Source organism: Nonomuraea indica (assembly GCF_002850745.1).
GTDB lineage: Bacteria > Actinomycetota > Actinomycetes > Streptosporangiales > Streptosporangiaceae > Nonomuraea > Nonomuraea indica.
Genome location: NZ_KZ559466.1, coordinates 100,512 through 121,942, shown reverse-complemented (window position 1 = coordinate 121,942; position 21,431 = coordinate 100,512). Strand labels below are relative to the sequence as shown.

The 21,431-nt window shown below is 72.5% G+C and carries 22 protein-coding genes; 12 read left to right on the top strand and 10 right to left on the bottom strand.

All coding sequences use genetic code 11. The annotated features are described in order from the left end of the window. Positions 1–317: 317 nt before the first annotated feature. From CXR44_RS41510 to CXR44_RS00560, 5 genes are all read right to left on the bottom strand, one after another. On the bottom strand, positions 318–452 hold the full coding sequence (locus CXR44_RS41510) for a hypothetical protein (RefSeq protein ID WP_281260229.1): 135 nt from the start codon (positions 450–452) through the stop codon (positions 318–320). Positions 453–460: 8 nt separating this feature from the next. Continuing rightward, positions 461–1,384, bottom strand: coding sequence for an RNA polymerase sigma-70 factor (locus CXR44_RS00575; protein WP_101782850.1), 924 nt, complete (start codon positions 1,382–1,384; stop codon positions 461–463). Continuing rightward, the gene (locus CXR44_RS00570; protein WP_101783445.1) at positions 1,381–2,313 is read right to left on the bottom strand and encodes an NAD-dependent epimerase/dehydratase family protein; all 933 of its coding nucleotides are present in this window, start codon (positions 2,311–2,313) and stop codon (positions 1,381–1,383) included. The genes CXR44_RS00575 and CXR44_RS00570 overlap by 4 nt, the downstream gene beginning before the upstream one ends. A gap of 76 nt (positions 2,314–2,389) precedes the next feature. Further along, positions 2,390–2,773, bottom strand: coding sequence for a DoxX family protein (locus CXR44_RS00565; RefSeq protein WP_101782849.1), 384 nt, complete (start codon positions 2,771–2,773; stop codon positions 2,390–2,392). A 426-nt stretch (positions 2,774–3,199) separates the two neighbouring features. Beyond that, positions 3,200–3,595 carry a DoxX family protein gene (locus CXR44_RS00560; protein WP_101782848.1) on the bottom strand — a complete coding sequence of 132 codons (396 nt, stop codon included), beginning with the start codon at positions 3,593–3,595 and terminating at the stop codon, positions 3,200–3,202. Between the two features lie 993 nt (positions 3,596–4,588). On the opposite strand from CXR44_RS00560, the gene CXR44_RS00545 reads away from it, so the two are divergent. After that, on the top strand, positions 4,589–5,434 hold the full coding sequence (locus tag CXR44_RS00545; RefSeq protein ID WP_101782847.1) for an MBL fold metallo-hydrolase: 846 nt from the start codon (positions 4,589–4,591) through the stop codon (positions 5,432–5,434). Positions 5,435–5,477: 43 nt separating this feature from the next. On the opposite strand, the gene CXR44_RS00540 is transcribed toward CXR44_RS00545, so the two are convergent. Continuing rightward, positions 5,478–6,551: a hypothetical protein gene (locus tag CXR44_RS00540; protein WP_101782846.1), complete on the bottom strand. Its 1,074-nt coding sequence runs from the start codon at positions 6,549–6,551 to the stop codon at positions 5,478–5,480. A gap of 87 nt (positions 6,552–6,638) precedes the next feature. Here CXR44_RS00540 and CXR44_RS00535 point away from each other — a divergent pair, with 87 nt between their 5' ends. Together CXR44_RS00535 and CXR44_RS00530 are read left to right on the top strand one after the other, a co-directional pair. After that, positions 6,639–7,688 carry a sensor histidine kinase gene (locus CXR44_RS00535; protein WP_101782845.1) on the top strand — a complete coding sequence of 350 codons (1,050 nt, stop codon included), beginning with the start codon at positions 6,639–6,641 and terminating at the stop codon, positions 7,686–7,688. After that, on the top strand, positions 7,685–8,362 hold the full coding sequence (locus tag CXR44_RS00530) for a response regulator transcription factor (RefSeq protein ID WP_101783444.1): 678 nt from the start codon (positions 7,685–7,687) through the stop codon (positions 8,360–8,362). The genes CXR44_RS00535 and CXR44_RS00530 overlap by 4 nt, the downstream gene beginning before the upstream one ends. 45 nt (positions 8,363–8,407) lie before the next feature. Here the strand turns inward: CXR44_RS00530 and CXR44_RS00525 are convergent, their stop codons facing one another. Beyond that, positions 8,408–9,010 carry an NTF2-like N-terminal transpeptidase domain-containing protein gene (locus CXR44_RS00525; RefSeq protein ID WP_101782844.1) on the bottom strand — a complete coding sequence of 201 codons (603 nt, stop codon included), beginning with the start codon at positions 9,008–9,010 and terminating at the stop codon, positions 8,408–8,410. Positions 9,011–9,121: 111 nt separating this feature from the next. Between CXR44_RS00525 and pta the strand changes: the two genes are divergently transcribed. Next, the gene (gene pta / locus CXR44_RS00520) at positions 9,122–11,197 is read left to right on the top strand and encodes a phosphate acetyltransferase (protein ID WP_101782843.1); all 2,076 of its coding nucleotides are present in this window, start codon (positions 9,122–9,124) and stop codon (positions 11,195–11,197) included. A gap of 42 nt (positions 11,198–11,239) precedes the next feature. Here the strand turns inward: pta and CXR44_RS00515 are convergent, their stop codons facing one another. Beyond that, complete coding sequence (locus CXR44_RS00515; RefSeq protein ID WP_101783443.1) at positions 11,240–12,415, bottom strand: acetate/propionate family kinase; 1,176 nt, start codon at positions 12,413–12,415, stop codon at positions 11,240–11,242. Positions 12,416–12,574: 159 nt separating this feature from the next. On the opposite strand from CXR44_RS00515, the gene CXR44_RS00510 reads away from it, so the two are divergent. Together CXR44_RS00510 and CXR44_RS00505 are read left to right on the top strand one after the other, a co-directional pair. Next, positions 12,575–13,126: an RNA polymerase sigma factor gene (locus CXR44_RS00510; protein WP_101782842.1), complete on the top strand. Its 552-nt coding sequence runs from the start codon at positions 12,575–12,577 to the stop codon at positions 13,124–13,126. Continuing rightward, a complete protein-coding gene (locus tag CXR44_RS00505; protein ID WP_101782841.1) occupies positions 13,123–14,283 on the top strand; it encodes a CU044_5270 family protein in 1,161 nt (386 codons plus the stop codon). The genes CXR44_RS00510 and CXR44_RS00505 overlap by 4 nt, the downstream gene beginning before the upstream one ends. Before the next feature lie 50 nt (positions 14,284–14,333). On the opposite strand, the gene CXR44_RS00500 is transcribed toward CXR44_RS00505, so the two are convergent. Then, positions 14,334–14,987 carry a response regulator transcription factor gene (locus tag CXR44_RS00500; protein ID WP_101782840.1) on the bottom strand — a complete coding sequence of 218 codons (654 nt, stop codon included), beginning with the start codon at positions 14,985–14,987 and terminating at the stop codon, positions 14,334–14,336. Then, entirely contained in the window at positions 14,984–16,153 is a 1,170-nt protein-coding gene (locus CXR44_RS41505; protein WP_180903135.1) for a sensor histidine kinase, read from the bottom strand. The genes CXR44_RS00500 and CXR44_RS41505 overlap by 4 nt, the downstream gene beginning before the upstream one ends. Positions 16,154–16,416: 263 nt before the next feature. Here CXR44_RS41505 and CXR44_RS00490 point away from each other — a divergent pair, with 263 nt between their 5' ends. From CXR44_RS00490 to CXR44_RS00465, 6 genes are all read left to right on the top strand, one after another. Further along, the gene (locus CXR44_RS00490) at positions 16,417–17,589 is read left to right on the top strand and encodes a serine hydrolase domain-containing protein (RefSeq protein ID WP_101782838.1); all 1,173 of its coding nucleotides are present in this window, start codon (positions 16,417–16,419) and stop codon (positions 17,587–17,589) included. A gap of 286 nt (positions 17,590–17,875) precedes the next feature. Beyond that, a complete protein-coding gene (locus CXR44_RS00485; protein WP_180903134.1) occupies positions 17,876–18,403 on the top strand; it encodes a DUF6448 family protein in 528 nt (175 codons plus the stop codon). Positions 18,404–18,599: 196 nt separating this feature from the next. After that, entirely contained in the window at positions 18,600–19,460 is an 861-nt protein-coding gene (locus tag CXR44_RS00480) for a universal stress protein (RefSeq protein WP_101782837.1), read from the top strand. A 118-nt stretch (positions 19,461–19,578) separates the two neighbouring features. Further along, positions 19,579–20,283: a hypothetical protein gene (locus CXR44_RS00475; protein WP_101782836.1), complete on the top strand. Its 705-nt coding sequence runs from the start codon at positions 19,579–19,581 to the stop codon at positions 20,281–20,283. An 85-nt stretch (positions 20,284–20,368) separates the two neighbouring features. Further along, positions 20,369–20,608 carry an SHOCT domain-containing protein gene (locus CXR44_RS00470; protein WP_101783441.1) on the top strand — a complete coding sequence of 80 codons (240 nt, stop codon included), beginning with the start codon at positions 20,369–20,371 and terminating at the stop codon, positions 20,606–20,608. A 69-nt stretch (positions 20,609–20,677) separates the two neighbouring features. Further along, positions 20,678–21,400: a DUF305 domain-containing protein gene (locus tag CXR44_RS00465; RefSeq protein ID WP_101782835.1), complete on the top strand. Its 723-nt coding sequence runs from the start codon at positions 20,678–20,680 to the stop codon at positions 21,398–21,400. Positions 21,401–21,431 lie beyond the last annotated feature (31 nt).

Sequence of the window (21,431 nt, the reverse complement as noted above, 5' to 3'; positions counted from 1 at the left end):
AGGACGTCAGGGGCCGACTCGACCGCTACCCCGGCCACGGCATCGAGGGACCTGTTCGAGCGGGCGCCGCTCGTCCGGCGGAGTGTGGAAACCGGCCTGGTCGACGCGCTGTGCGGTGGTGCTCACGAACGAATCTGATGAACGCCTCCGGATTGGTCTTCCAGTCCTCGGGGAAGCCCTCGAGGTTCTCGAAGACCGTGCTCACTCCCGCCCGGGTGAACAGCGCGATGGCGTCTTCGGTGTACTCGTCCCTCAATGAGGTGATATGTGGGAGCTTGTAGCCTCAGTGCACGTTTACACCGCTTCTGCAACGAGTTTCAGCCGGGCGGCTCGTACGGCGGTCCCCCCTTCTCCATGCCCAGCCGCCGGACGGCGACGTAGGCGGCACGACCCACGATCGCGGCGTAGGTCGGAAAGGACAGGGGGACCCGGGCGAGGTCCTCGGCACGCATCCGCGCGGCTATTGCGGGGGGCGGAGTGCCTGCCTTACTTCGCGGTTGATGGCCCAGGCGTCCGCCACTGGGCCTACGTGCCCGAGCTTGTCGGGGTTGATCACCGTGCGGATCGTCTGGATCTGCCCGTCGAGGATGTCGAGCGCCAGGGTGTGGAGCACCTTGCCGTCCCGGTCGCGGAAGATCGCGCCCGGCTGGCCGTTGACCTCGACCGGCTCGCCCGTCACGCCGATCAGGGCCATTTGAGGGAAGACCGAGGCGAGCAGCCGGGCCACGTTCTGGGCGCCGAAAACGGCCTTGGCCAGTTGCGGGGCCTTGCCGCCGCCGTCACCCACCATCGACACGTCGGCGGCCAGCAGATTCTGCAAGCCGGCCACGTCGCCTTCACGCAGGGCGTCGAAGAACCGCGACGCCAGTTCTTCCCGCTCCTTGCGGCCCGCCCGAAAGCGGGGCCGGCCCGCGGCCATATGGCGCCGCGCCCGCACCGCCAGCTGGCGGCACGCCGCCTCCGAACGACCCACCGCCGACGAGACCTCGGGAAAGCCGAAGCCGAACACCTCCCGCAGCACGAACACCGCCCGCTCAAGCGGGGACAGCCGCTCCAGCAGTACCAGGGCCGCCATCGACAACGAGTCCGCCAGCTCCGCCGACCGCTCCGGGTCCTGGTAGGGATCGGCGAGCAGCGGCTCGGGCAACCACGGGCCGGCGTACGTCTCCCGCCGGACACGGGCCGAGCGCAACACGTCGATCGAGATCCGGGTCACCGTGGCCGACAGGAACGCCTTGACCGACCTGAGCTCGGTCGGGGCCGCTTCGAAGCGCAGCCAGGTCTCCTGCACCGCGTCCTCGGCCTCGCTCACGCTGCCCAGAATCCGGTAGGCGATCGAGAACAACAGCGGCCGCAGCTCCTGAAACTCCTTGGTCCTGCTCATGCCAGCTCCTCCGTGAAACCCTGCCGCCACGACGGGTAGCGCAGCTGCCAGCCGAGCTCCCGCTTGGCCTTGGCGTTGGAGAAGCCGCGCCTCTCGGTCATCATCGTCATCGCCACCTGTCCGGCCAGCAGCTGGGCCAGCCATGTGGGCACCCGCTTCGGCCGCTTCGCTCCCACGCACTCCGCCAGATACGGCAGCCATTCGACGGCCGGGGCCGGTTCGTCGTCCACGATGTCGAACACCCCTCTGGCCTTCTGCTCCACCGCCAGGACCGTGGCACTCGCCGCGTCGTCCACGTGCACCCAGGAGGAGTAACCGGTACCGCCCCCCACCAGCGGAAACTGCCGCTGGCGGATGAGTTCGACCTGGTCATCCATGGCCCCGTGCCCGTACAGCCCGCCATAACGTAAGGCTGCACCGCCGGCCTTGACGATCACCTCCTCGACATGGCGGATCGCCGCCGCCCCGGCGTGTGCCACCGTATCCTTCTCCGGGTCCAGCGGGTCCTCCTCGGTTTTCACCCATCCGCCCTGCCGGATGCCGTTCCATGAAGCGTGGCTCTGCGCGACGAGGTGGGAGACCCCGGTGGCCTCGGCGGCGGCCAGCAGGTGGTCCGTCCCCTCCGTGCGCAGCCGGCTGGTCCGGGTGAGCCACCGGTGGAGGTGCTTGATGTCGGGCTTTCCCGCGCGCGTCATCGACATCGCGCTCATCTGGTGCACGATCGCGTCCGGCTGAGCGGTCGCCACCACCTCACCGACCGACATCGCATCCAGGCCGTCCATCACCAACCCCTGCGCGCCCAACTCCGCCAGCAGCCCCAGCTTTGCCTCAGTCGTCGTCGTGGCCGTCACCTGGTGGCCTCGCGCCACGAGCTGCGAGACCAGCCGCTGCCCCAGAACCCCACTCCCGCCCGCCACGAACACTCGCATGGTCATCACTCTCCATGGTCGGCCACGATCCCTCCGCGGAGGGGGCCAGATGATCGGAACTGGGTGTCGCCGCCCGTCAACCGGTGAAGGGCTCAAGGACGTAGCGGCCCCACGCGATGAACGCCGCAACCGCGAGGTAGACCAGGTTCAGCACCACGAACGCGGATTCGCCGCGTCGACCGTGGGTGATCATGGCGCCGGCCATCAGCAGGATCCAGCACACTGCGGTCACCGGCACCAGAACCGGCGCGATGCCGAGCGCGCCGGGCAGGATCAAGCCCACCGCGGCCAGGAGCTCAAGAACACCCAGGGTCTTGAGGAAGCCGACGCTGGCGTCTGCGGTCCATCCTCCACCATGGACCGCAGCCAGTTTCTCCTTGGGCACGAACGCCTTGCTGATGCCGCCGCTCAAGGCGACCACCGCCAGCAGTCCGGCAGCGATCCACAACGCTAGGTTCATCGTCCACTCCTTGATCGAGGATTGTCCTGCACCCCCTAGACGAGACAGCGACCCCCGCAGTGACATCTCCCAGCCTTGGCAACCCTGCGGCCCCCCAGGCCGTCGCCGCGGCACTACCCGTGGCCCGCACCCCGCCACCGGGCCATCACAACCACTGGCCAGACGGCCTGTCACACCAGGCGCGGCGGCGCGCTGGCGGACAACGCGGCACACCGGCTCCCGCACCTGTTCGCGAACACGTCCTGGGGGAGTCGCGCCCAGCTCCGCCAGCAGCCCCAGCCTTGCCTCAGTCGTCGTGGCCGTCACCTGGTGGCCTCGCGCCACGAGCTGCGAGACCAGCCGCCGCCCCAGAACCCCCGCTCCCACCTGCCACGAACACTCGCATGGTCATGGGCCAGAAGATCGGGAACTGTGGGTCGCCGCCCGTCAGCCGATGAAGGGCTCGAGCACGAAGCGGCCCCACACGATGAACGCCGCAACCGCGAGATAGATCACGCACACCAGCACGAACACGGACTCGCGACGTCGAACGTGGGTGATCACGGCGCCGACCATCAGCAGGATCCAGCAGACCGCGGTCACCGGCACCAGAACCGGCGCGATGCCGAGCGCGGCGGGCAGGATCAAGCCCACCGCGGCCAGGAGCTCAAGAACACCCAGGGTCTTGAGGAAGCCGACACTGGCGTCTGCGGTCCATCCATAAGCAAGCGCCCTCTGATGGAAGGCAGCCAGCTTGTCCTTGGGCACGAACGTCTTTTGGATGCCGCTGCTCAGCGCTAGCACGGCCAGGAACCCGGCAGCGATCCACAATGCGAGGTTCATCGTCTACTCCTTGATCGAGGATTGCCTGCACCCCCAAGACGAGACAGCGACCCCGCCAGTGACATCTCCGAACACTCGCGCGTCCTGTCCTCAGCGGGATCCCCGGCGGGGCCGCGAGTCGTGTCCATCGCAGCGACCCTGATCTGGTGACCGTCCGGCCGATGGACAAAGCTGCCGCCGGTACCAGCGGGCTGGACGATCTTTCTCGGCTCGCGCGACGAAAGGCGAGGACGGGCGGCTGCCGACAAGCTGAGCGACGGCGGCGCGAACGTGGTCATGGCCCCGCTGGACGTGACCTCGGACGAGTCGGTGACCGACGCCCACCGCGCCTACGCCTCCGCGAATCGACCGCACCATCGAGCGGGTTGGCCCCGACCGGCCGCTCGCCGAGATCGCCGACGCCGAGATCGCCGACGCCGAGATCGGCCAGGCGCTCGCCGGGCTGTGGGGCCGCTGCGCGCCGGCGACCTGGAACCGCGACCGCGCCGCCGTCACCTCCTGGCTGACCTGGTGCCAGACCAAGAAACACTGGGCCACCCCCTCGGTCCCGGCTGAGGCCGGACGCCGCAAGGAGAGCGCCGACGAGACCCGCGCGGTCGCCAAGACCACCATCCATCGGCTTGCAACGCCGCGACATCCCGCTGCGCGAGAAGACGCTGTGGCGAATGCTGTACGAGACCGCGGCAAATCGTGGCCTCCGACGGGTGGTGGGCTATGCGCGGTCTCGATCGTGCCGCTCGTGCCCGCCGTCGTCGTCGTACGGCAGGAGACGGTCCGCCGTACTTCCGCCGCCGTACGCCCCCTCGCGCCTACGGTGCCGGAAGTGTCCCGCCCCGTCCTCACCCGTGTGACCTCCCGGGGTCTCTCGGTGCGCCGGACGTCCTGCCTGGCATTGCGACGAGCGGTGGACATCACCTTCGGTGCGCGATCGTCTCAGGAGCCGGTGGCGGGGCATGCCGCCACCTGTGGACGCGGCATGGCAGGATCGCGGTCATGTCCCTCAGCGTCCCCCGCCTCCGGCTCGGCTCGACCGAGATCATCGCCCTCGCCGACGGCGAGGGCCCGTTCTTCTCCCCGCGTGCCGAGGCGTTTCCCGAGGCCACGGCCGCCCAGTGGGCCGAGGCCGACCGCTACGACCCGGGCGCGGTCGACGCGGAGGGCCGCTGGCGGCTGCAGTTCCGCGCGTACGCGATCCGCGGCGACAAGGGCGTCACCGTCGTGGACGCCGGCATCGGCCCCGCGGACAGCCCGGCCCGCTCGTGGGCGCCCGTGCCCGGCGTGCTCCCCGAGTCGCTCGCCGCCGCGGGCATCGACCCGGCCGAGGTCGACACCGTGGTACTCACGCATCTGCACACCGACCACGTCGGATGGGCGGTCGTGACCGAGGCGGCCGTCCCGTCGGCGGACGGCGACGCCTCACCCGGCGACCGCCGCCCCTACTTCCCGAACGCCGAATACCTGCTCCAGCGGGCCGAGTTCGACGCCCTCGACAGGCTGAACCCGCAGCTCCGCGAGACCCTGACCGATCCGCTCCGGGCGGCCGGACGGCTCCGGCTGCTCGACGGGGACACCCCGCTGCGCGCCGGGCGGACGGTCGCCACGCCCGGTCACACGCCCGGGCACCAGAGCGTGCTGGTCGCGGACGGGCGCGAGCAGGCGCTCATCACCGGAGACCTCCTGGTGCACGCGCTCCAGCTGCTCCACCCGGAGCTCGCCTACGCGCACGAGCTCGACCCCGAGGCGGCCAGGCGCTCGAGGAAGCGCCTGTTCGACCGCGAGACCGGGACCACGCTGCACCTGGCGACGCCGCATCTGACGGAGCCGTTCATCTCGGTGTGATCGTGGCCGGTGGCAGCCGGCGTCGATGTCGCGGTGCCGTGGGTCAGGAGAGCCCGGCACGGGATCTTCCTGGTGCGGAGCGGTGACGCAGCCAGTAGGCCAGGACGGCGGCGGCGAGCAGCGCGCCCCACAGGGGGTACGGCCAGAGCAGCAGAGCGCCCGGCTGGCCGCGCACGACGGAGTCGATCACGAGCCCCGGCGAGGCCAGGCAGCAGATGCCCGCGACCGCGCCTCCGGCGACGACCGGCAGCCGCACCGGGACGGGACGCCCGTGGAAGATCGGCACCCAGCGCGGGAACACCTCGCCCCACCTGCTGATCAGCCCGAGGGTCAGCACGGCGCCCGCCAACGCGGCGAACGCGAGAAGCAGACCCTGCAGCCGTGTGTCGGCCCTGAGCGGCCCGGTGACGTCGGAGTCGGTGGGCCACGGGGTCAGCCAGGTCAGCCGGTACAGCGCGTACGGAAGCGGGCACAGCGCCGCCCCGATCGTGGCGACGCGTCCCCACCTGCCGGCGGACTCGGGCCTGATCCAGCGCGGCGGCTCCCCGGTCCTGAACGCCTTCATCGCGATCACCGCCCACACCGCGCAGGCGGCGGCGTTGGCCAGGGTCCAGCCGAGCCGTCCGCCGAACGCGGCGAAATCCCTCGCGATGTTGCCCAGATAGCGTCCCACCAGGCTCAGCGCACCGGCCCCGGTGACCACGTCCGCCACCGCCAGGACGGCCAGCGCGGCGATGCCCGCCAGGCCGAACGCCTTCCCGCGCGCGGCCGCGATGACCACGACGCCGAGCAGGGCCACGGGCCCCAGGATCGCCAGGCCGTAGGCGAAGACGGACATGATGCCGGCGTCGGAGAGCACCACGCCGAAGAACAGCAGCTCGGCGACCGCGCCGGCACGCACGAGCGGCCCCGGCCCGAAGATCACCGCGAGGCCCACGATTCCGGCGGCCACGGTCATCGGGCCGGTCACGTCGTGCTCGAGCAGGTGTGTCAGCGACACTTTGACGCGGTCGGCCGCCCCGAACGGGTAACTTGCGGGATTCGTCCACCACAAGATCCCCACAGCGGTCACGGCGATCGACAGGAGCGCGCCGAACATCCGGATGGTTCTGGTCATACGGGTCACGCTAGGAACGACCGGGCCGCGCCACCTCCCTCCGGCGGGGGAGTGCGCCCCGCGAGACGTCGGCTAACGTCGTCTCCCGTGAAGCGCCTTCTCGTCCGGGCCCTGCGGGCCGCGGTCTACCAGCTCCTGGGCGCTGCGCTGCTGGCTCCGGTCGCCGTGGCGCTCGGCCTGCCGATCCTGCAGGAGCCGACGCCGGAACGCCTGCTGGTGCTGTGGGCGGCGTGCCTGCCCGCCTCGGTGCTGCTCGCGATGATGCCGCTGACGCGGCGCCTGGAGGTGACCGCGCTGTCGTACCTGCTCGACGTCGACGTGCCCGAGCGCGGCGACCGCCTCTACCTGGTGGCTCTGACCGGCCTGCACCTGTACGTCGGCGCGACGCTCAGCGCGGCCGTGCTGGCGCTGTCCCCCGGACTGCTCCCGAGGGCGTGGCGCGTGGCGCCCGGCGAGGTCGCCGAGGTGCTGCTGCTCGCCGCCGTCGTGCTGGCCGCGATGGTCGCCACGGGGTTCGGCCAGCGCTGGGTCGCGCGCCGGTTGCTGCGCTCCGAGCCGTCCCGCCTGATCGACGAGCTCGGCCGCCGCCAGTCACTCGCCCTGGAGCTGCACGACTCCGTCGGCCACGCCCTCAGCGTCGTCCTGGTGCAGGCCATGGCGGCCGAGGCGGCGCTGCAGCGCGCCGCCCCCGCGCTGGCCACGCAGTCGCTCGGGCACCTGACGACCACCGCCCGCGACGCTCAACAGCAGCTCGACGTGCTGCTCAGCGTGCTGGACGACGGCGTGGCGGGCGAGACGCCCACGTTGGACGCGCTCGGCACCCTCACCCGCGGCCTCGACGTCCGGGTCAGCGTCGACCACCTCGGCAAGGTACGGCCCGCGACGTCGCGGGCCGCGTTCGCGATCGCCAGGGAGGCGCTCACCAACGCCCTGCGTCACGGGCACGGCCCGGTCACGCTCCGCGTCGCCGTCGGCGCCGACCTGACCCTGACCGTGGACAACGCGACCCTGAGCACGCCCGGGGAGCCGGGGCGCGGCCTGACCGGCATGCGCATGCGGGCCCGGCTCGCGGGCGGGACGTGCACCTGGGAGGAGGTGGGGGGAACGTGGCGCGTCCGGGCGAGCCTGCCGCTGTGATCCGGGTCGTCCTGGCCGACGACGAGAAGCTGATCCGCTCGGGTTGGGCGACCATGCTCTCCCTCCACCCCGACATCGAGGTGACGGCCGAGGCCGCCGACGGCCGCGCGGCGGTCGCGGCCGGCGTCGGCGCGGACGTCGTATTGATGGACATCCGCATGCCCGGCATGGACGGTCTGGCCGCGACCCGTGAGCTCGCCCGGCGCTCCCCGAAGACGCGCGTCATCATGGTCACCACGTTCGAGAGCGACCAGCTCGTCTGGGGAGCCCTGCGCGCGGGCGCCGCCGGCTACGTGCTCAAACGCTCGCCCGCCGGTGAGCTGGTGGAGGCGGTCCGCCTGGTGCACCGGCGCGACGCGGTGCTGTTCCCCGACGCGCTGCGCCGCATCGCCTCGCCGTACGTCGGCACCGCTCGGCAGCGCCTGCCGGTCGAGCCGACCCCGCGCGAGCTGGAGGTCCTGCGGCACGTCGCGCTCGGGCGGAACAACGCGGAGATCGCCTCGGCGCTGCACGTCACCAGGGAGACGGTCAAGACGCACGTCGGCAACATCCTGGACAAGCTCGGCGCCCGCGACCGCACCCAGGCGGCCGTTCTCGCCTACGAGCTCGGGCTGGTCAGCACCGGCGTGGCGGAGGCGGGCCAGGAGCCGCCGGCATCGAGAAAGCGCCTGTGACTTCGCCGCGTCGTGTGCCGTCATCGGCCGGCTCGGCGCCGCGCGTCAGCCGGCCAGGACCGCGACCAGTTTGAGGCCTTCGTCGGCGAAGAGGGATCCCGCCTGCTCTCCTTCCTCGCGCGTCTCCAGCAGCACCAGGCTGGAGGAGCCGTCAGGCCGGGGGACGACGCGGATCCGCCGCACCTCGCCGGAGCCGCTGCCCTGCAGGTCGGGATGGATCACCGTCGGGGTCCAGTGGACTCTCCAGGCGCGGTCGACATCGATGATCTGCAGGCGCCCGTCGTAGGAGTAGGGGACAGGACCGTCGAGGGTGACGGAGAACAGGGCGTTGTAGGTGGCGGCCTGTCCGAAGTCCCGGTCGCTCTGGGGCCGGACGCGGATGTCGCCGACGGTGATCTTCCTGGCCCGGGACCCCTCGGTGAAGGCGGCGTAGACCTCGTCGAAGTCGCGCGGCGGTTCGAGCACCTGGGCCTTCATGGCGGACAGGTCGCCGCGTTGCCAGGCCGTCAGGAACGCGGTCGCCGTCTGCAGGGGCGAGCCTTCGGTGCGCGTCGACAGGTGGACGGCGGCGCCCAGGCCGAGGATCGCAGCCAGGGCCACCGCGATGACGACCCCTGCCCGTCGCCAGGGTGGAGGATATGCCGACATATCGGGCTTACCCTATCGGTCGGAATCGGCCGTGCCGAGTCCCGGCCGCGCGACCACCGGCTCCCTGAGCCCGGCGAAGGGGGGCGGGCGGGGGGCCACGACAATGGGAACATGACACGTGCGGTGTACGTAGCGGCGGGCGAGGCGGAAAGCAACAAGGGAACCGTCGCCCTGGGCCTGGTCGAGCTGCTCTCCCGGCAGGTGGAGAGCGTGGGGGTGTTCCGTCCGGTGGTGCGGGAGGGGCGCGAGGACGCCCTGATCAACACCATCCGCAGCAGGTTCCAGCTCGCCCTGCCCTACGACGCGTGCGCGGGTGTCACCTACGGCGAGGTGCACGCTGACGTGGAACGCGCGGCGGGGGACGTCGTGGCCCGCTATCGTGCACTGGCCAGGCAGTGTGACGCGGTGGTGGTGATCGGCACCGACTACACCGACGTGGGCGCGCCGACGGAGTTCGGCTTCAACGCCAGGCTGGCCGCCGACCTGGGCACGCCGGTGATCAACGTGGTGAACGCCAGGGGCAGGACGCCCGCGCAGGTCGCCGCCGCGGTCGAGCTGTCGTCCAGGGAGCTGGCGCACCATCACGCCGGTGAGCTCGCGGTCGTGGTCACCCGTGCGGCGGAGGGGTTGCCGGCGACCTCGCACCCGACCCCGGTGTTCGTGCTGCCGGAGAATTCCTCCCTGCGCGCGCCCACGGTCGCCGACCTGCTGGACGCCTGCGACGGCCGGCTCTTCCTGGGCGAACGCGACGGGCTCGGCCGGGAGGTGAGCGCGTTGATGGTGGGCGCCATGTCACTGCCCGGCATCCTGGACCGCCTCACCGAAGGCGCCGCGGTGATCATCCCCTCCGATCGGGCCGCCGCGCTGCTGCCCGGGCTGATCGCGGCGCACACGGCGCCGGGCTTCCCCGCCCTGTCGGCGGTGGTGATGACCGGCGGCACGGATCTGCCGGCCCCGGTGGACCGGCTGTTGAGCGGCATGGCGACCCCGCTGCCGGTGATCACCACCGAGCACGACACCTTCGACACCGCGGCCCGCCTGTCGGCGGTGGAGGGCCGGTTCACGCCCGAGGCCGGCGGGAAGATCGACACGGCGCTGCGGCTGTTCTCCGAGCACGTGGACGGCAGGCTGCTGCTGGAACGGCTGGCGATCGCCAAGACCGACGTCGTGACGCCGCTGATGTTCGAGTACGAGCTGCTGGACCGGGCGCGCGCCCGGCGCCGCCACATCGTGCTGCCGGAGGGCGAGGAGCCGCGCATCCTGCGCGCGGCCGACATCCTGCTGCGCCGGGGAGTGGCCGAGCTGACCCTGCTCGGCGACGAGGAACGCATCAGGTTCCAGGCCGCCCAGCTCGGCCTCGACCTGACCGGGGCCGCCGTGATCAGCCCGTTCGACGCGGAGCTGCGCGAGCGGTTCGCCCGCGAGTACGCCGCCGTCCGGGCGCACCGAGGGATGACCGTCGAGCTGGCCCGCGACACCGTGACCGACGTCTCCTACTTCGGCACCCTCATGGTCCACACCGGCATGGCCGACGGCATGGTCTCGGGCTCGGCGCACACCACCGCGCACACGATCAGGCCGGCGTTCGAGATCCTGCGCCTGGGGCTGGTCTCCAGCGTGTTCTTCATGTGCCTGGCCGACCGGGTGCTGGTGTACGGCGACTGCGCGGTGAACCCCCATCCGACCGCCGAGCAGCTCGCCGACATCGCGATCTCCTCGGCTCGTACCGCGGCGCTGTTCGGCGTCGAGCCGAGAATCGCGATGTTGTCGTACTCGACGGGCACCTCGGGCGCCGGCGCCGACGTCGACAAGGTCCGCGCCGCCACCGAGCTGGTCCGCGAGCGCCGCCCCGACCTCCAGGTGGAGGGGCCGATCCAGTACGACGCCGCGGTGGATCCCGCCGTGGCGCGGACCAAGATGCCCGAGAGTCAGGTGGCCGGACGCGCCACCGTCTTCGTGGTGCCCGACCTCAACACCGGCAACAACCTGTACAAGGCCGTCCAGCGCAGCGCGGGGGCGGTCGCGGTGGGACCGGTGCTGCAGGGGTTGCGCAAGCCGGTCAACGACCTGTCGCGCGGCGCCACCGTCGCCGACATCGTCACCACCGTCGCCGTCACGGCCGCGCAGGCGCGCGACGAGCGGGCTCCTCACGAGGACGAGCTGCCGGAGGCGGCGACCCGCCGCTGAGAGGGCGGACCCGCCGGATCGAGGACGGCCTGCCGACGGGGGTCAGGACGCCAGGCGCGCGAGGGTCTGGCCGGCGATCTCCCCCTCCTCGTCGGTGGGGATGACCAGGACGGGCACCTCGGCTCCGGGAAGTGACACTTCGCGCTCCTCGCCCGACTCCGTCCGGTTCAGCGCGGCGTCGACGGCGATGCCGAGCCGGTCGAGCCCGGCGAGGCATTCGGCGCGGGTGCCGGCGTCGTGCTCGCCCACCCCGCCGGTGAACACGATCCCGTCCACCCGCCCGAGCAGCGCGTAGTAGGCGCCGACGTACTTGCGGATGCGCCGGGTGTAGATCTGCAGGGCCAGCCTGGCCTCGTCGTCGTCGCGGGCGCGCACCTCACGCATGTCCCGGGACCCGGTCAGCGCGAGCAGACCGGCCCGGTGGCTGAGCGCGTGCTCCACCTGCTGGGCGTCCAGATCGCTCGCCCGGGCGAGGTAACCGGCGAGAGCGGGGTCCACGTCGCCGGAACGGGTGCCCATGACCAGCCCCTCCAGCGGTGTCATGCCCATGGAGGTGTCCACGCTCCGCCCGCCGGAGACCGCGGTGGCGCTGGCGCCGTTGCCCAGGTGCAGCACGATCAGGTTCAGCCCCGCGAGGTCGCGCCCGAGCAGCGCGGCCGCGCGGCGGGTGACGTAGGCGCAGGAGGTGCCGTGGAAGCCGAAGCGCCGCACGCCCAGCTCACGCCACTCGCGCGGCACCGCGTACGTGTACGCCTCGGGCGGCAGCGTCCGGTGGAACGCGGTGTCGAACACGGCCACCTGCGGCACCTCGGGAAACACCTTGCGCGCCAGTCGGATGCCGGTCAGGTTGACCGGATTGTGCAGGGGCGCGAGCGGGGCCAGTTCCTCGATGGCGGCGATGACCTCGTCGTCGATGAGCACGGCCTCGGCGAACCTCGTGCCGCCGTGCACCACCCGGTGCCCGACCGCGACCGGAGCCAGCTCCGGCCCCGCGGCGGTGAACGCCTCCATCATCGCGTCCAGCCCCTCGGCGTGGCCGGGGAAGCGGCGGTCGCTGACGTACGGCGGCCGATCCGCGCCGCGGTGCGTCAGCCGCCCCTGCTCCTGCCCGATGCGCTCGATGAGGCCCTTGGCCGATCGCGTACGGGTGCGCGGGTCGATGAGCTCGTACTTGATGGAGGAGGATCCCGTGTTCAGGACGAGGATGGGACTGTTCATGCCCACGAGCCTATTTCCGTGCGGCGATCAGCCATGAGCGGGCCGACCGTTCCGGATGTCGGTTCGGTCGCTCGTGCCCGGCGTGAAATTCTGCCGTCGGCCGCGGACACGTAGGAGATGAAAGCCCGCAGTGTTCGGAAGGCCTGACGAGGATGACGAGTGAGTGAACAAGATGACCGGTCCCGGTTCGAGGCGGTGTACCGGCGAACCTATGAGCAGATCCTCGGATACGCCGTGCGGCGCTGCTCCTCACCTGAGGACGCCGCCGACGTCGTGGCCGAGACCTACGTGGTCGCCTGGCGGCGGATGACCGAGCTCCCCGACGGCGAGGCCGGCAGGCTCTGGCTGTACGGGGTGGCCCGCCGGGTCCTGGCCAACCACCGGCGTAGCGAGCGGCGCAGGCTCACCCGGCACACCGAACTCACCGCCGAGATCGAGCAGCTCTACGCCGCTCCCTCCCACCACGGTGAGCAGCACGGCGTGGACGAGGCCATGGACATGCTCGCCGACAGCGACCGTGAGCTGCTGGCCCTGACCCTCTGGGAGGGGCTCGACCCCGGCGAGATCGCGACCGTGCTGGACTGCTCCCGCAACGCCGCCCGTATCCGCCTGCACCGGGCCCGCAAGCGTTTCGCCAAGGCCCTGGAGAAGACCCGCCCATCGGCCGCTGGATTCGTATCACGGCCGCTCGTCGAGAAGGAGTCAGGGTGAACAGCGACCAGATCTTCAAGGACCGGGCGAGAGCGCTGGACGAGGACCTGACCGGCCGGGCGTCCACCGCGGGGGCGGACGCGCTGCTGGCGGAGATCGTCTCGATGGAGCGCACCCCGGCCAGGCGGCGGCGCCTGCGCTCTCCCGGCCGCGCTCTGCTCGGCCTTGCCGCGACCGCCGCCGCGGTGGCGGTCATCGCCCCCGGGATGCTGCCTGACGGTACGCCCCCCACCGGGCCGCGGCCTGCCACGTCGCTGTCCGTGGCGGCCGAACCGACCGCCCGGCAGATCCTGCTCGCGGCCGCCGTCGCCGTGGAGCAGGCCCCTGCTGATGGCGACTACTGGCGTGTCAGGACGGTCTCCCAGGCGATGCTGACCGACCCCACCCGGAGCTATGTGCTCGAGGAGAAGCGGTCCGTGGAGCAATGGCTGGCCAAGCGGCCGGGCCTGGGGAGCTGGCGCATCCGTCAGGATCTCGGCGTCAAGCCCGCGACCGCGCAGGACGAGGCGGCCTGGCGGGCCGCGGGGGCGCCCACCAGCTGGCGGTACCCCAAGAACATGAAGACGGAGAACCTGTTCGCCGTCCCGTTCGGACCGCTGGAGGCGGCGGCGGGTGAGCGAACCGCCGAACGGCTTCGCAGCACGTGGAAGGGCACAGCCGGTGACCTGGGCGGGGAATCGATGACCTGGGAGGAGGTGAACGCCATCCCGGACGAGCCCGAGAAGCTCCGGAGCTTCCTGGAAGAGCGCATCGGCCGGCTGGACCTGACCGGATCCGGGATGGACGTGGAGGAGGCGAAGGCGCACATCCTGCTCCGAGACTGTGTGGACTTCATCAGTTTCCTGCCCGCCTCGCCCGGAACCCGGGCATCCGCGTACCGGATCCTCGCGTCTCTGCCGGGCATACGGGCCGAGGGGGAGATGACAGATCCGCTGGGCCGGCGCGGGCAGGTGCTCACCTATCAGGAGGAGATCGAGCCGGGCCTGTTCGCCAAGGTTCAGCTGGTGGTCGATCCCGGCGCCGGCCTGCTCGCCGAGGTGAGGACGAACATGACCGAACTCGCGAGCGGGCGGCGGGCGGAGCTCCGCGTCACCACCTCGTTCCAGGCGGCCGGCTGGACCGACGAACGCCCGGACCTGCCCACCCGTCGGAACTGAGCCGCTCACCGTGACGCCGCACTGGGGCCCGCGCCCGCGAAGGCCGGGCCTCAGCGGCGGGTGAGCCCGGCGTCGTGGGCGACGAGGGCGGCCTGGGTACGGTTGGCGCAGCCGAGCTTGGTCAGGACCTGGGAGACGTATCCCTTGACCGTGGTCTCCTCCAGGTACAGCCGGCCCGCGATCTCGGCGTTGGACAGGCCCTCGCCGAGACCGGCGAGCACGTCCCGCTCCCGCCCGGTGAGTCCCGCGACGGCCCGGCGCGCCCGCTCGCGCGCGCCGCCGTCGCCCTGGGCGAACTCGGCGATCAGCCGCCGGGTCACCGACGGGGCCAGCATGGCGTTGCCCGCGGCCACCACCCGGACCACGGTGATGATGTCCTCCGGCCGGGTGTCCTTGAGCAGGAAGCCCACGGCGCCCGCCCGCAGCGCCCGGTACACGTACTCGTCGAGGTCGAAGGTGGTCAGCATGATGACCTTCGGCGGGTCCGGCAGCCGGGTCAGCCGCTCGGCGGCGACCAGCCCGTCCACGACGGGCATGCGCACGTCGAGCAGGACGACGTCCGGCCGGTGCGTCATCGCCTGCTCCACCGCCTCCGCGCCGTCGTAGGCTTCGGCCACCACCTCGACGTCCCCCGCGGTGGCGAGCAGGGCGCGCAGGTGGGCGCAGACCATGCGTTCGTCGTCGACGAGCAGGACGCGGATCACGAGGCGCCTCCGTGGACGGGCAGCTCCGCGGTGACCTCGTAGCCGCCCGGCAGGGTGGGCAGCGCCCGCAGGGTCCCGCCGACGAGGGCGACCCGCTCGCGCAGGCCGAGCAGCCCGGCGCCTCCGCCGGGCAGGGGGTCGTGCCGGTCGGCGGCCGGGCCGTTGGTGACGCGCAGGCGGATCCGCTCGGGGCCGGACTCCACCTCCACGGCGACCGGGGCGCCGGGGGCGTGCTTGCGGGCGTTCGTCAGCGCCTCCTGCACGATCCGGTAGGCGGTCCTGCTGACCGGCGGCGGCGTCTCCACCGGCTCGCCCGTCTCCACGAGGTCCACCTCGACGCCGGCCGAGCGGTTCTCCTCCACCAGGGTGCGCAGGTCGGGCAGGGCCGGGGGCGGGGCCAGCGGCACTCGTTCCAGCACGTCCCCCGAGCGCAGCACCCCCACCACGGCCCGTAGCTCGTCCAGGGCCTGTGAGCCGGTCTGCCGGATCTGCTCCGCGATCGACTCGACCTCCTCCGGCGGGATGCGTGCCGCCTGGGCCCGCAGCCGCAGCGTCCCCGCCTGGAGCACCATGAGGCTGACCCGGTGCGTCACCACGTCGTGCATCTCGCGTGCCAGCCGGGCCCGTTCCTCGGTCCGGGCCCGCTCCACCCGCGTGTCGCTCTCCCGCATGGCGAGGTCGCGGCGGGCGCGCACGTACAGGCCGAGCAGGAGCGGGGCGGCCACCATCGACACCGCCGCGGCCAGGTGCTGGAGCACCGAGCCGTCCGGGCCGGAGCCGGCCACCGTCCACCCGGCGGCCGGTTCGGGCGGCGTGACCCACGACGGGGCCGATCGCGCCGCGACCCACCCGGTCGCCAGCACCGTCAGGGCGGCGACGCCCCACAGCAGGCGCGGGTCGCGGACGCGGGAGGCGAGGGCGTACACGGCGAACGGCAGCGCCAGCGGCACGCCGCCGGCCAGGCTCGCGGCGGCGACACCGAGCGTCACCGGCGCCGGGCGGTACCGGCGCAGGAGCAGCGCCGCCCCGCAGGCCACCTCCACGGCGGCGTGGGGCACCAGGCCGAAGCCGCCCATGTCACCGGCGGTCGTCCAGCTTCCGACCGCTGCCACGCCCAGGGCCGGCAGCGCGTCGGTGAGCAGGGTCCGCCACCCGATTTCACGCACGCGCCATACCGTAATGGACATAACGCCCGTTATTGCTGTCGTGTGCCGAATACCGACCTTCGCCGGAGGCGGACCCTCCTTTCGTAGGTGCCGGCAGCCCACCGGCGGCGTCACACGCAGGGGGCGAGGTCGGTCCGTTCCGCGCTTCTGCGGATCACCCTGCCCGGCGGAGGCTTGACCGGCGTGCCGCGCTCCGACCCGGACCGGCACGCCGACGAGATCCCCGCGGGCCGTTCCGGCCTGCCCCACCGAGAGGAACACCCATGACGACCACGCGCCCCCGCCGTCTGCGCGCCGCCGCCCTCCTGGCCGCGCTGACCGTCTCCGCCGTCCCGGCGTGGGCGGCGGTCGCCGCCGCGGACAGCGGCGGCGGCACGAGCGGCGCGGCCGGCCGCGGCGCCCTGAAGACGACCCTGGACAGGATCGTCAAGGAGGGCGCGGTCGGCGCCCAGGCCGAGGTCCGGGACGAGCGCGGTCGCTGGACCGGCCGGAGCGGCACGGCGCGGCTCGGCACCGGCCGGCCCATGCCGGCGGACGGGCGCTTCCGGATCGGCAGCACCACCAAGGCGTTCACCGCCACGGTCGTCCTGCAGCTGGTCGGCGAGAAAAAGGTGTCCCTGGACGACACAGTCGAGCACTGGCTGCCCGGCCTGGTCACCGACGGGTCGCGCATCACCGTCCGGCACCTGCTCAACCACACCAGCGGCCTGTTCGACTACCTGCGGACCAAGGGCATGCCGAAGGACGGCGACGACATCCGGCGCGACGGCCGGCGCACCTACACGCCAGAGGAACTGGTCCGGCTCGCGGTCAAGAACCCGCCCTTCTTCCCGCCCGGAACGAGCTGGATGTACTCCAACACCAACTACATCCTCGCCGGGATGATCATCGAGCGGGCCGCCGGGAACACCTTCCACGAGGAGGTCCCCCGGCGCATCATCGAGCCGCTCGGGCTGCGGGACACGTTCCTGCCCGGCACGTCCGTCAAGATCCCCGGCGTGCACGCCCGCGGCTACTTCCCGCGCACCATCGAGCCGGTCGGCGCGCTGGTCGACGTCACCGAGTTCAACCCCTCGTTCGCGGGCGCGGCAGGGGAGATGATCTCCACCACGGCCGACGTCAGCCGCTTCTTCACCGCCCTGCTCAGCGGGAAGCTGCTCGCCCCCGAGCAGCTCAAGGAGATGACCACCATCGTGGACATCTCCCAGCAGACGGGCGTGCCCGGCCTCGGGTACGGCCTGGGCCTGGAGTCGGTGCGGCTCTCCTGCGGGGCCAGGAGCTGGGGCCACGGCGGGAGCACCCCCGGCTACGCGACCTACGTCGGCTTCACCCGCGACGCCCGGCGCCAGGCCGTGCTGTACGCCACCGGCCTGACCAGCGAGAAGAGCGACGCCGCGGCGAAGGAGATGGTCGACCGGGCGCTGTGCGGCGACTGAGGCCCGGCGGACGGCGACGGCCCGCCCCTCAACAGGTCCGGCCGGCCCGGACGGCGGGAAGCCGCCGGCGATGACGTAGGGGCCCGGGAACGCCGGGCCCCTGTAGGGCGTGGCGCCCGCTCACGTGATCGGCCGGGAAGGGTCCGATGGCGGTGCGTGAGGGACCTTCGACCCTACGGGCCTCGCCGAGCCGGCGATGCGATGGAAGACAGTGACCCGTGATCCGCCCGGCAGACACGACGAGACGCGATGCCCCTGCCGGGCCTCACCCGAGGAGGGCGGTCCGATGCCTCCGCACTGTGATTCCCTGAGCGGCCCCGTCGTGACCGCGGCCAAGGAGGCACTCGCCGCACGCGACGTCGACGTGGTGCTCCCGTACGTCCACGCCGGGGGCGAGGACGAGGTCCGGCGGGCGTTCTCCCGCGTGCTCCCGATGCGCGCGCTGGGGCCGGAGGCCGCCGACCTGGCCGACCAGTGGTTCTACGAGACCGTCGTCCGGGTGCACCGCGCCGGCGAGCACGCTCCCTTCACGGGACTCAAGCCGGCGGGCGAGGACGAGGGACCGGTGCTGCCGCTCGCCGAGAAGGCGGTCGAGACCGGCTCCGCCGACGAGGTGCACGCGTTCCTCGACGCGGAGCTGCGGCAGGCCCTGCAGCATCGCCTGGGCGAGGTGGTACGGCTGGCCCGGGAGCGCGACGGCACGGTCGCGAGCGCCCGCGCCCATGTCGCCGCCATGCTGGGCTTCGAGGTCTACTGCCACCATCTCCACCGGGCCCTCGTCTCCGGCGCGCACGCCGAGCACCAGGAGGGCTGACCGGCGGGCGGGCAGGGGCACGCCGTCGCGCCGCCTCGCGCGTCGCGACGGCCGGAAGGGACGGCGGCGGAGCCGGGCGCGGGCACGTGACCCGTGGCGGACGTCAGCCGGTCCGGCCTAATCCGGCCGGGAACGGCGATACCGATGACAGAGCTCCGGTGCCACGGGGGGACGGGAGCCTGTGAGGAGAACGACCATGACGCAACCGATCGTCGTCGGCTTCGACGGATCACAGTCCTCGCGGCAGGCCCTGACGTGGGCAGGGCAGGAGGCCGCGATCCGTGCGGCCCCGCTCCACATCGTCCACGCGCTGCCGCCGTGGTCACCCGACGTCCTCCTCGCCCCGGAGGCCACCGGCTGGGACGCCGACGCGGAGGCCGCCGCACGGGAGCAGCTCGGGCAGGCCGAGGCCCACGTCCGAGCCGGCAGGCCGCAGTCGCAGGTCACCACCGGCGTCGTCTCGGGACCGGCGGGGGAGGTGCTCGTCCAGGCGGGCGAGGGGGCGCAGCTGATCGTGGTGGGCAGCCGGGGGCATGGCAGGTTCGCCGAGCTCCTGCTCGGCTCGGTGAGCCTGCACGTCGCCACCCGCGCGTCGTGCCCGGTGGCCGTCGTCCGGCAACCGCCGGCCGTCGGCCACGGAGTCGTCGTCGTGGGCGTGACCGGGCAGAGCGGTCAGGAGACACTCCTCGACCTCGCCTTCCAGGAGGCCGCCCTGCGGCGTGCCACGCTGCGCGCCGTGCACGCGTGGACGCACCCGGGCACGATCACGCCCTGGACCGTCGAGCCCGTGGTCTACGACGTGGAGGTCGTGGGGCAGGACGAGGCGCTGCGGCTCGCGCAGGTCCTCGCCGGATGGCGGGACAGGTTCCCGGACGTCGAGGTCGTCCAGCAGGTGGTCCACGAACACCCGGCCAAGGCGCTGGTCCGGGCCTCGGCGGAGGCCGATGTCGTCGTCGTGGCGGCCTCGCACGGAGCGACGCGGGCCGTGCTCCTGGGCGGCACCACTCATGCGGTGCTCCACCACGCGCGGGCGCCGGTCCTCGTGGTCCGTGGCTGAGCGCGCGCCGGGGGTGTCACCAGGGAGAAGTGGAGAAACCCCAAATGGGTACATATGGGACGAGAAATCCGACCCGGGCGACGGTGTGTCCCGGGACTCCCCACCACGGGAGGCGGCCATGAAAGAGCGAACCTGGGAGCGGCTCGGCGCGGCCGGCGGGCTGGCCGCCGCGGTGCTGCTGCTCCTCGCCTTCATGATGGTCCTGAACCCGCCGGAGCTGACCACCGGCCCCGGCTCGATCCTGCGCTACCTCGAGGATCGCCGAACCGCCATCCTCACGGCGTCCATGCTCACCACGCTGGCCGCGGTGGTGTTCCTGTGGTTCGTGGCGCATCTGCGGCACGTCCTGCAGCGGGCCGAGGGTGGCGCGGAGGCGTTCTCCCCGGTGGTGCTCGTCTCCGGGGCGAGCCTGGCCACGGTGTGCGCGCTGGCCATGGTGCCGATGACCGCCCTGGCCATGCTGACCGCCCCGCCCGCACGGGTCGGGGACGTCGAGGCGGTGCGCGTCCTGTACGCCGTCCACCTGCTCTCCCTCGGGCCGCTCGGCCTGCTGGTGGCGCTGTTCGCGGTGAGCACCGGCGCCGCCATGGTGCGCCGGGAACTGGCCGGGCCGTGGCTCGGCTGGCTCGGGATGGCCGTCGCCGTCCTCGGGCTGGTCGTGGGCGTCGGCAGCTTCTTCACGGCCCCGACCGGGGCGATGATGGGCCTGGCCTACGCCATGGGCATCGCCTTCGCGCTGTGGATCGGAGCCGGTTCGGTCGCCATGCTCGTGCGCCCCGAGGTCGAACGCGGGTCCAAGGTGCGCGGAGTCTTCGCCCACTGACCCTCCACAGCGCGGCCATCTGGTGACCTTGGTCCCTGTCGTCCGCGAGCCGAACGGCGGAGAGTGGAGGGCGGAGGTGGTCGTGATGATGTACGGGTACGGCCCGGGGATGGGCTGGATGATCCTGATGACCATCGTGTGGATCGTCCTCATCGGGGCGGTCGTCTGGGCGGCTCTCCGGGTCGCGCGGACGCTGGAGCGCGGGGACCGCGGCCGGGACACCGCGGAGGACATCCTGGCCCGGCGGTTCGCCAAGGGGGAGATCGACGCGGCGGCCTACGACGAGGCCCGGGAACGCCTCGAACGGGGCAGCCGGACACGGTGACGGGACGCCGGGCACGGTGACGGGGCCGCCGGGGCCCTGACCGGCAAGGACGTACGAGCGGGGGAAGACATGAGCCGACGCTCACTGAAGACCGGGGTGGCCGCCGGGGCGCTGCTCGCCGCCGTGGCGACGGCGGGGGCCGCCGCCGCGGACATGAGCGGCCGATCGCCGACACCCGTGCCCAGTCCCACGGGCACGCCGTCGGGGACGACGACCTGTCCGGGCATGGGGCAGATGCGGCCGATCGCGGGCGAGTACGCGTACCTGAGCGAGATGGTGCCGCACCACGAGGAGGCGGTGACCGCGGCCCGGCAGCTGGAGCGTTCGGACCGGCCGGAGATGCGGCGGCTCGGGCGGACGATCGTGGAGACGCAGAGCGCCGAGGTCGAGCGGATGAAGGGCTGGCTGGCCCGGTGGTACCCGTCCAGTCCCACGCCGACCCCGACCACCACGATGATGCGGGACCTGGAAGGGCTGTCCGGTGAGGAACTGGACAAGGCGTTCCTGCAGGACATGATCCCGCACCACATGATGGCGATCATGATGTCGCAGCAGCTGCTCATGCGGGGCCAGGCGGAGCACTCCGAGGTCGTGGAGTTCGCCCGCTCGGTGCGCGACGGCCAGCACGGCGAGGCCATGCAGATGCGCCAGTGGCTGGGCCAGTGGTACGGCTGGGGAAGCATGCCCTGCATGCCGGGCATGCACGGTATGCAGGGCATGCCCGGCGGGCCGTCGCCCACGGGCCCTGAGCCGTCGCCCACGAGCCCAGAGCCGTCGCCCACCGGCAGCTGAGCCGGCCGCCCATGGGCAGGTCAACGCGGCC

Bases quoted from the DNA above. Each gene is read 5' to 3' on its own strand.
- CXR44_RS00480 (WP_101782837.1), top strand. From the start codon at position 18,600: ATGACGCAACCGATCGTCGTCGGCTTCGACGGATCACAGTCCTCGCGG.
- CXR44_RS00565 (WP_101782849.1), bottom strand. From the start codon at position 2,773: ATGAACCTAGCGTTGTGGATCGCTGCCGGACTGCTGGCGGTGGTCGCC.
- CXR44_RS00490 (WP_101782838.1), top strand. From the start codon at position 16,417: ATGACGACCACGCGCCCCCGCCGTCTGCGCGCCGCCGCCCTCCTGGCC.
- CXR44_RS00525 (WP_101782844.1), bottom strand. From the start codon at position 9,010: ATGTCGGCATATCCTCCACCCTGGCGACGGGCAGGGGTCGTCATCGCG.
- CXR44_RS00515 (WP_101783443.1), bottom strand. From the start codon at position 12,415: ATGAACAGTCCCATCCTCGTCCTGAACACGGGATCCTCCTCCATCAAG.
- CXR44_RS00560 (WP_101782848.1), bottom strand. From the start codon at position 3,595: ATGAACCTCGCATTGTGGATCGCTGCCGGGTTCCTGGCCGTGCTAGCG.
- CXR44_RS00540 (WP_101782846.1), bottom strand. From the start codon at position 6,551: ATGACCAGAACCATCCGGATGTTCGGCGCGCTCCTGTCGATCGCCGTG.
- CXR44_RS00465 (WP_101782835.1), top strand. From the start codon at position 20,678: ATGAGCCGACGCTCACTGAAGACCGGGGTGGCCGCCGGGGCGCTGCTC.
- CXR44_RS41510 (WP_281260229.1), bottom strand. From the start codon at position 452: ATGCGTGCCGAGGACCTCGCCCGGGTCCCCCTGTCCTTTCCGACCTAC.
- CXR44_RS00545 (WP_101782847.1), top strand. From the start codon at position 4,589: ATGTCCCTCAGCGTCCCCCGCCTCCGGCTCGGCTCGACCGAGATCATC.
- CXR44_RS00575 (WP_101782850.1), bottom strand. From the start codon at position 1,384: ATGAGCAGGACCAAGGAGTTTCAGGAGCTGCGGCCGCTGTTGTTCTCG.
- CXR44_RS00570 (WP_101783445.1), bottom strand. From the start codon at position 2,313: ATGCGAGTGTTCGTGGCGGGCGGGAGTGGGGTTCTGGGGCAGCGGCTG.
- CXR44_RS00475 (WP_101782836.1), top strand. From the start codon at position 19,579: ATGAAAGAGCGAACCTGGGAGCGGCTCGGCGCGGCCGGCGGGCTGGCC.
- CXR44_RS00485 (WP_180903134.1), top strand. From the start codon at position 17,876: ATGCCTCCGCACTGTGATTCCCTGAGCGGCCCCGTCGTGACCGCGGCC.
- CXR44_RS00470 (WP_101783441.1), top strand. From the start codon at position 20,369: ATGATGTACGGGTACGGCCCGGGGATGGGCTGGATGATCCTGATGACC.
- pta (WP_101782843.1), top strand. From the start codon at position 9,122: ATGACACGTGCGGTGTACGTAGCGGCGGGCGAGGCGGAAAGCAACAAG.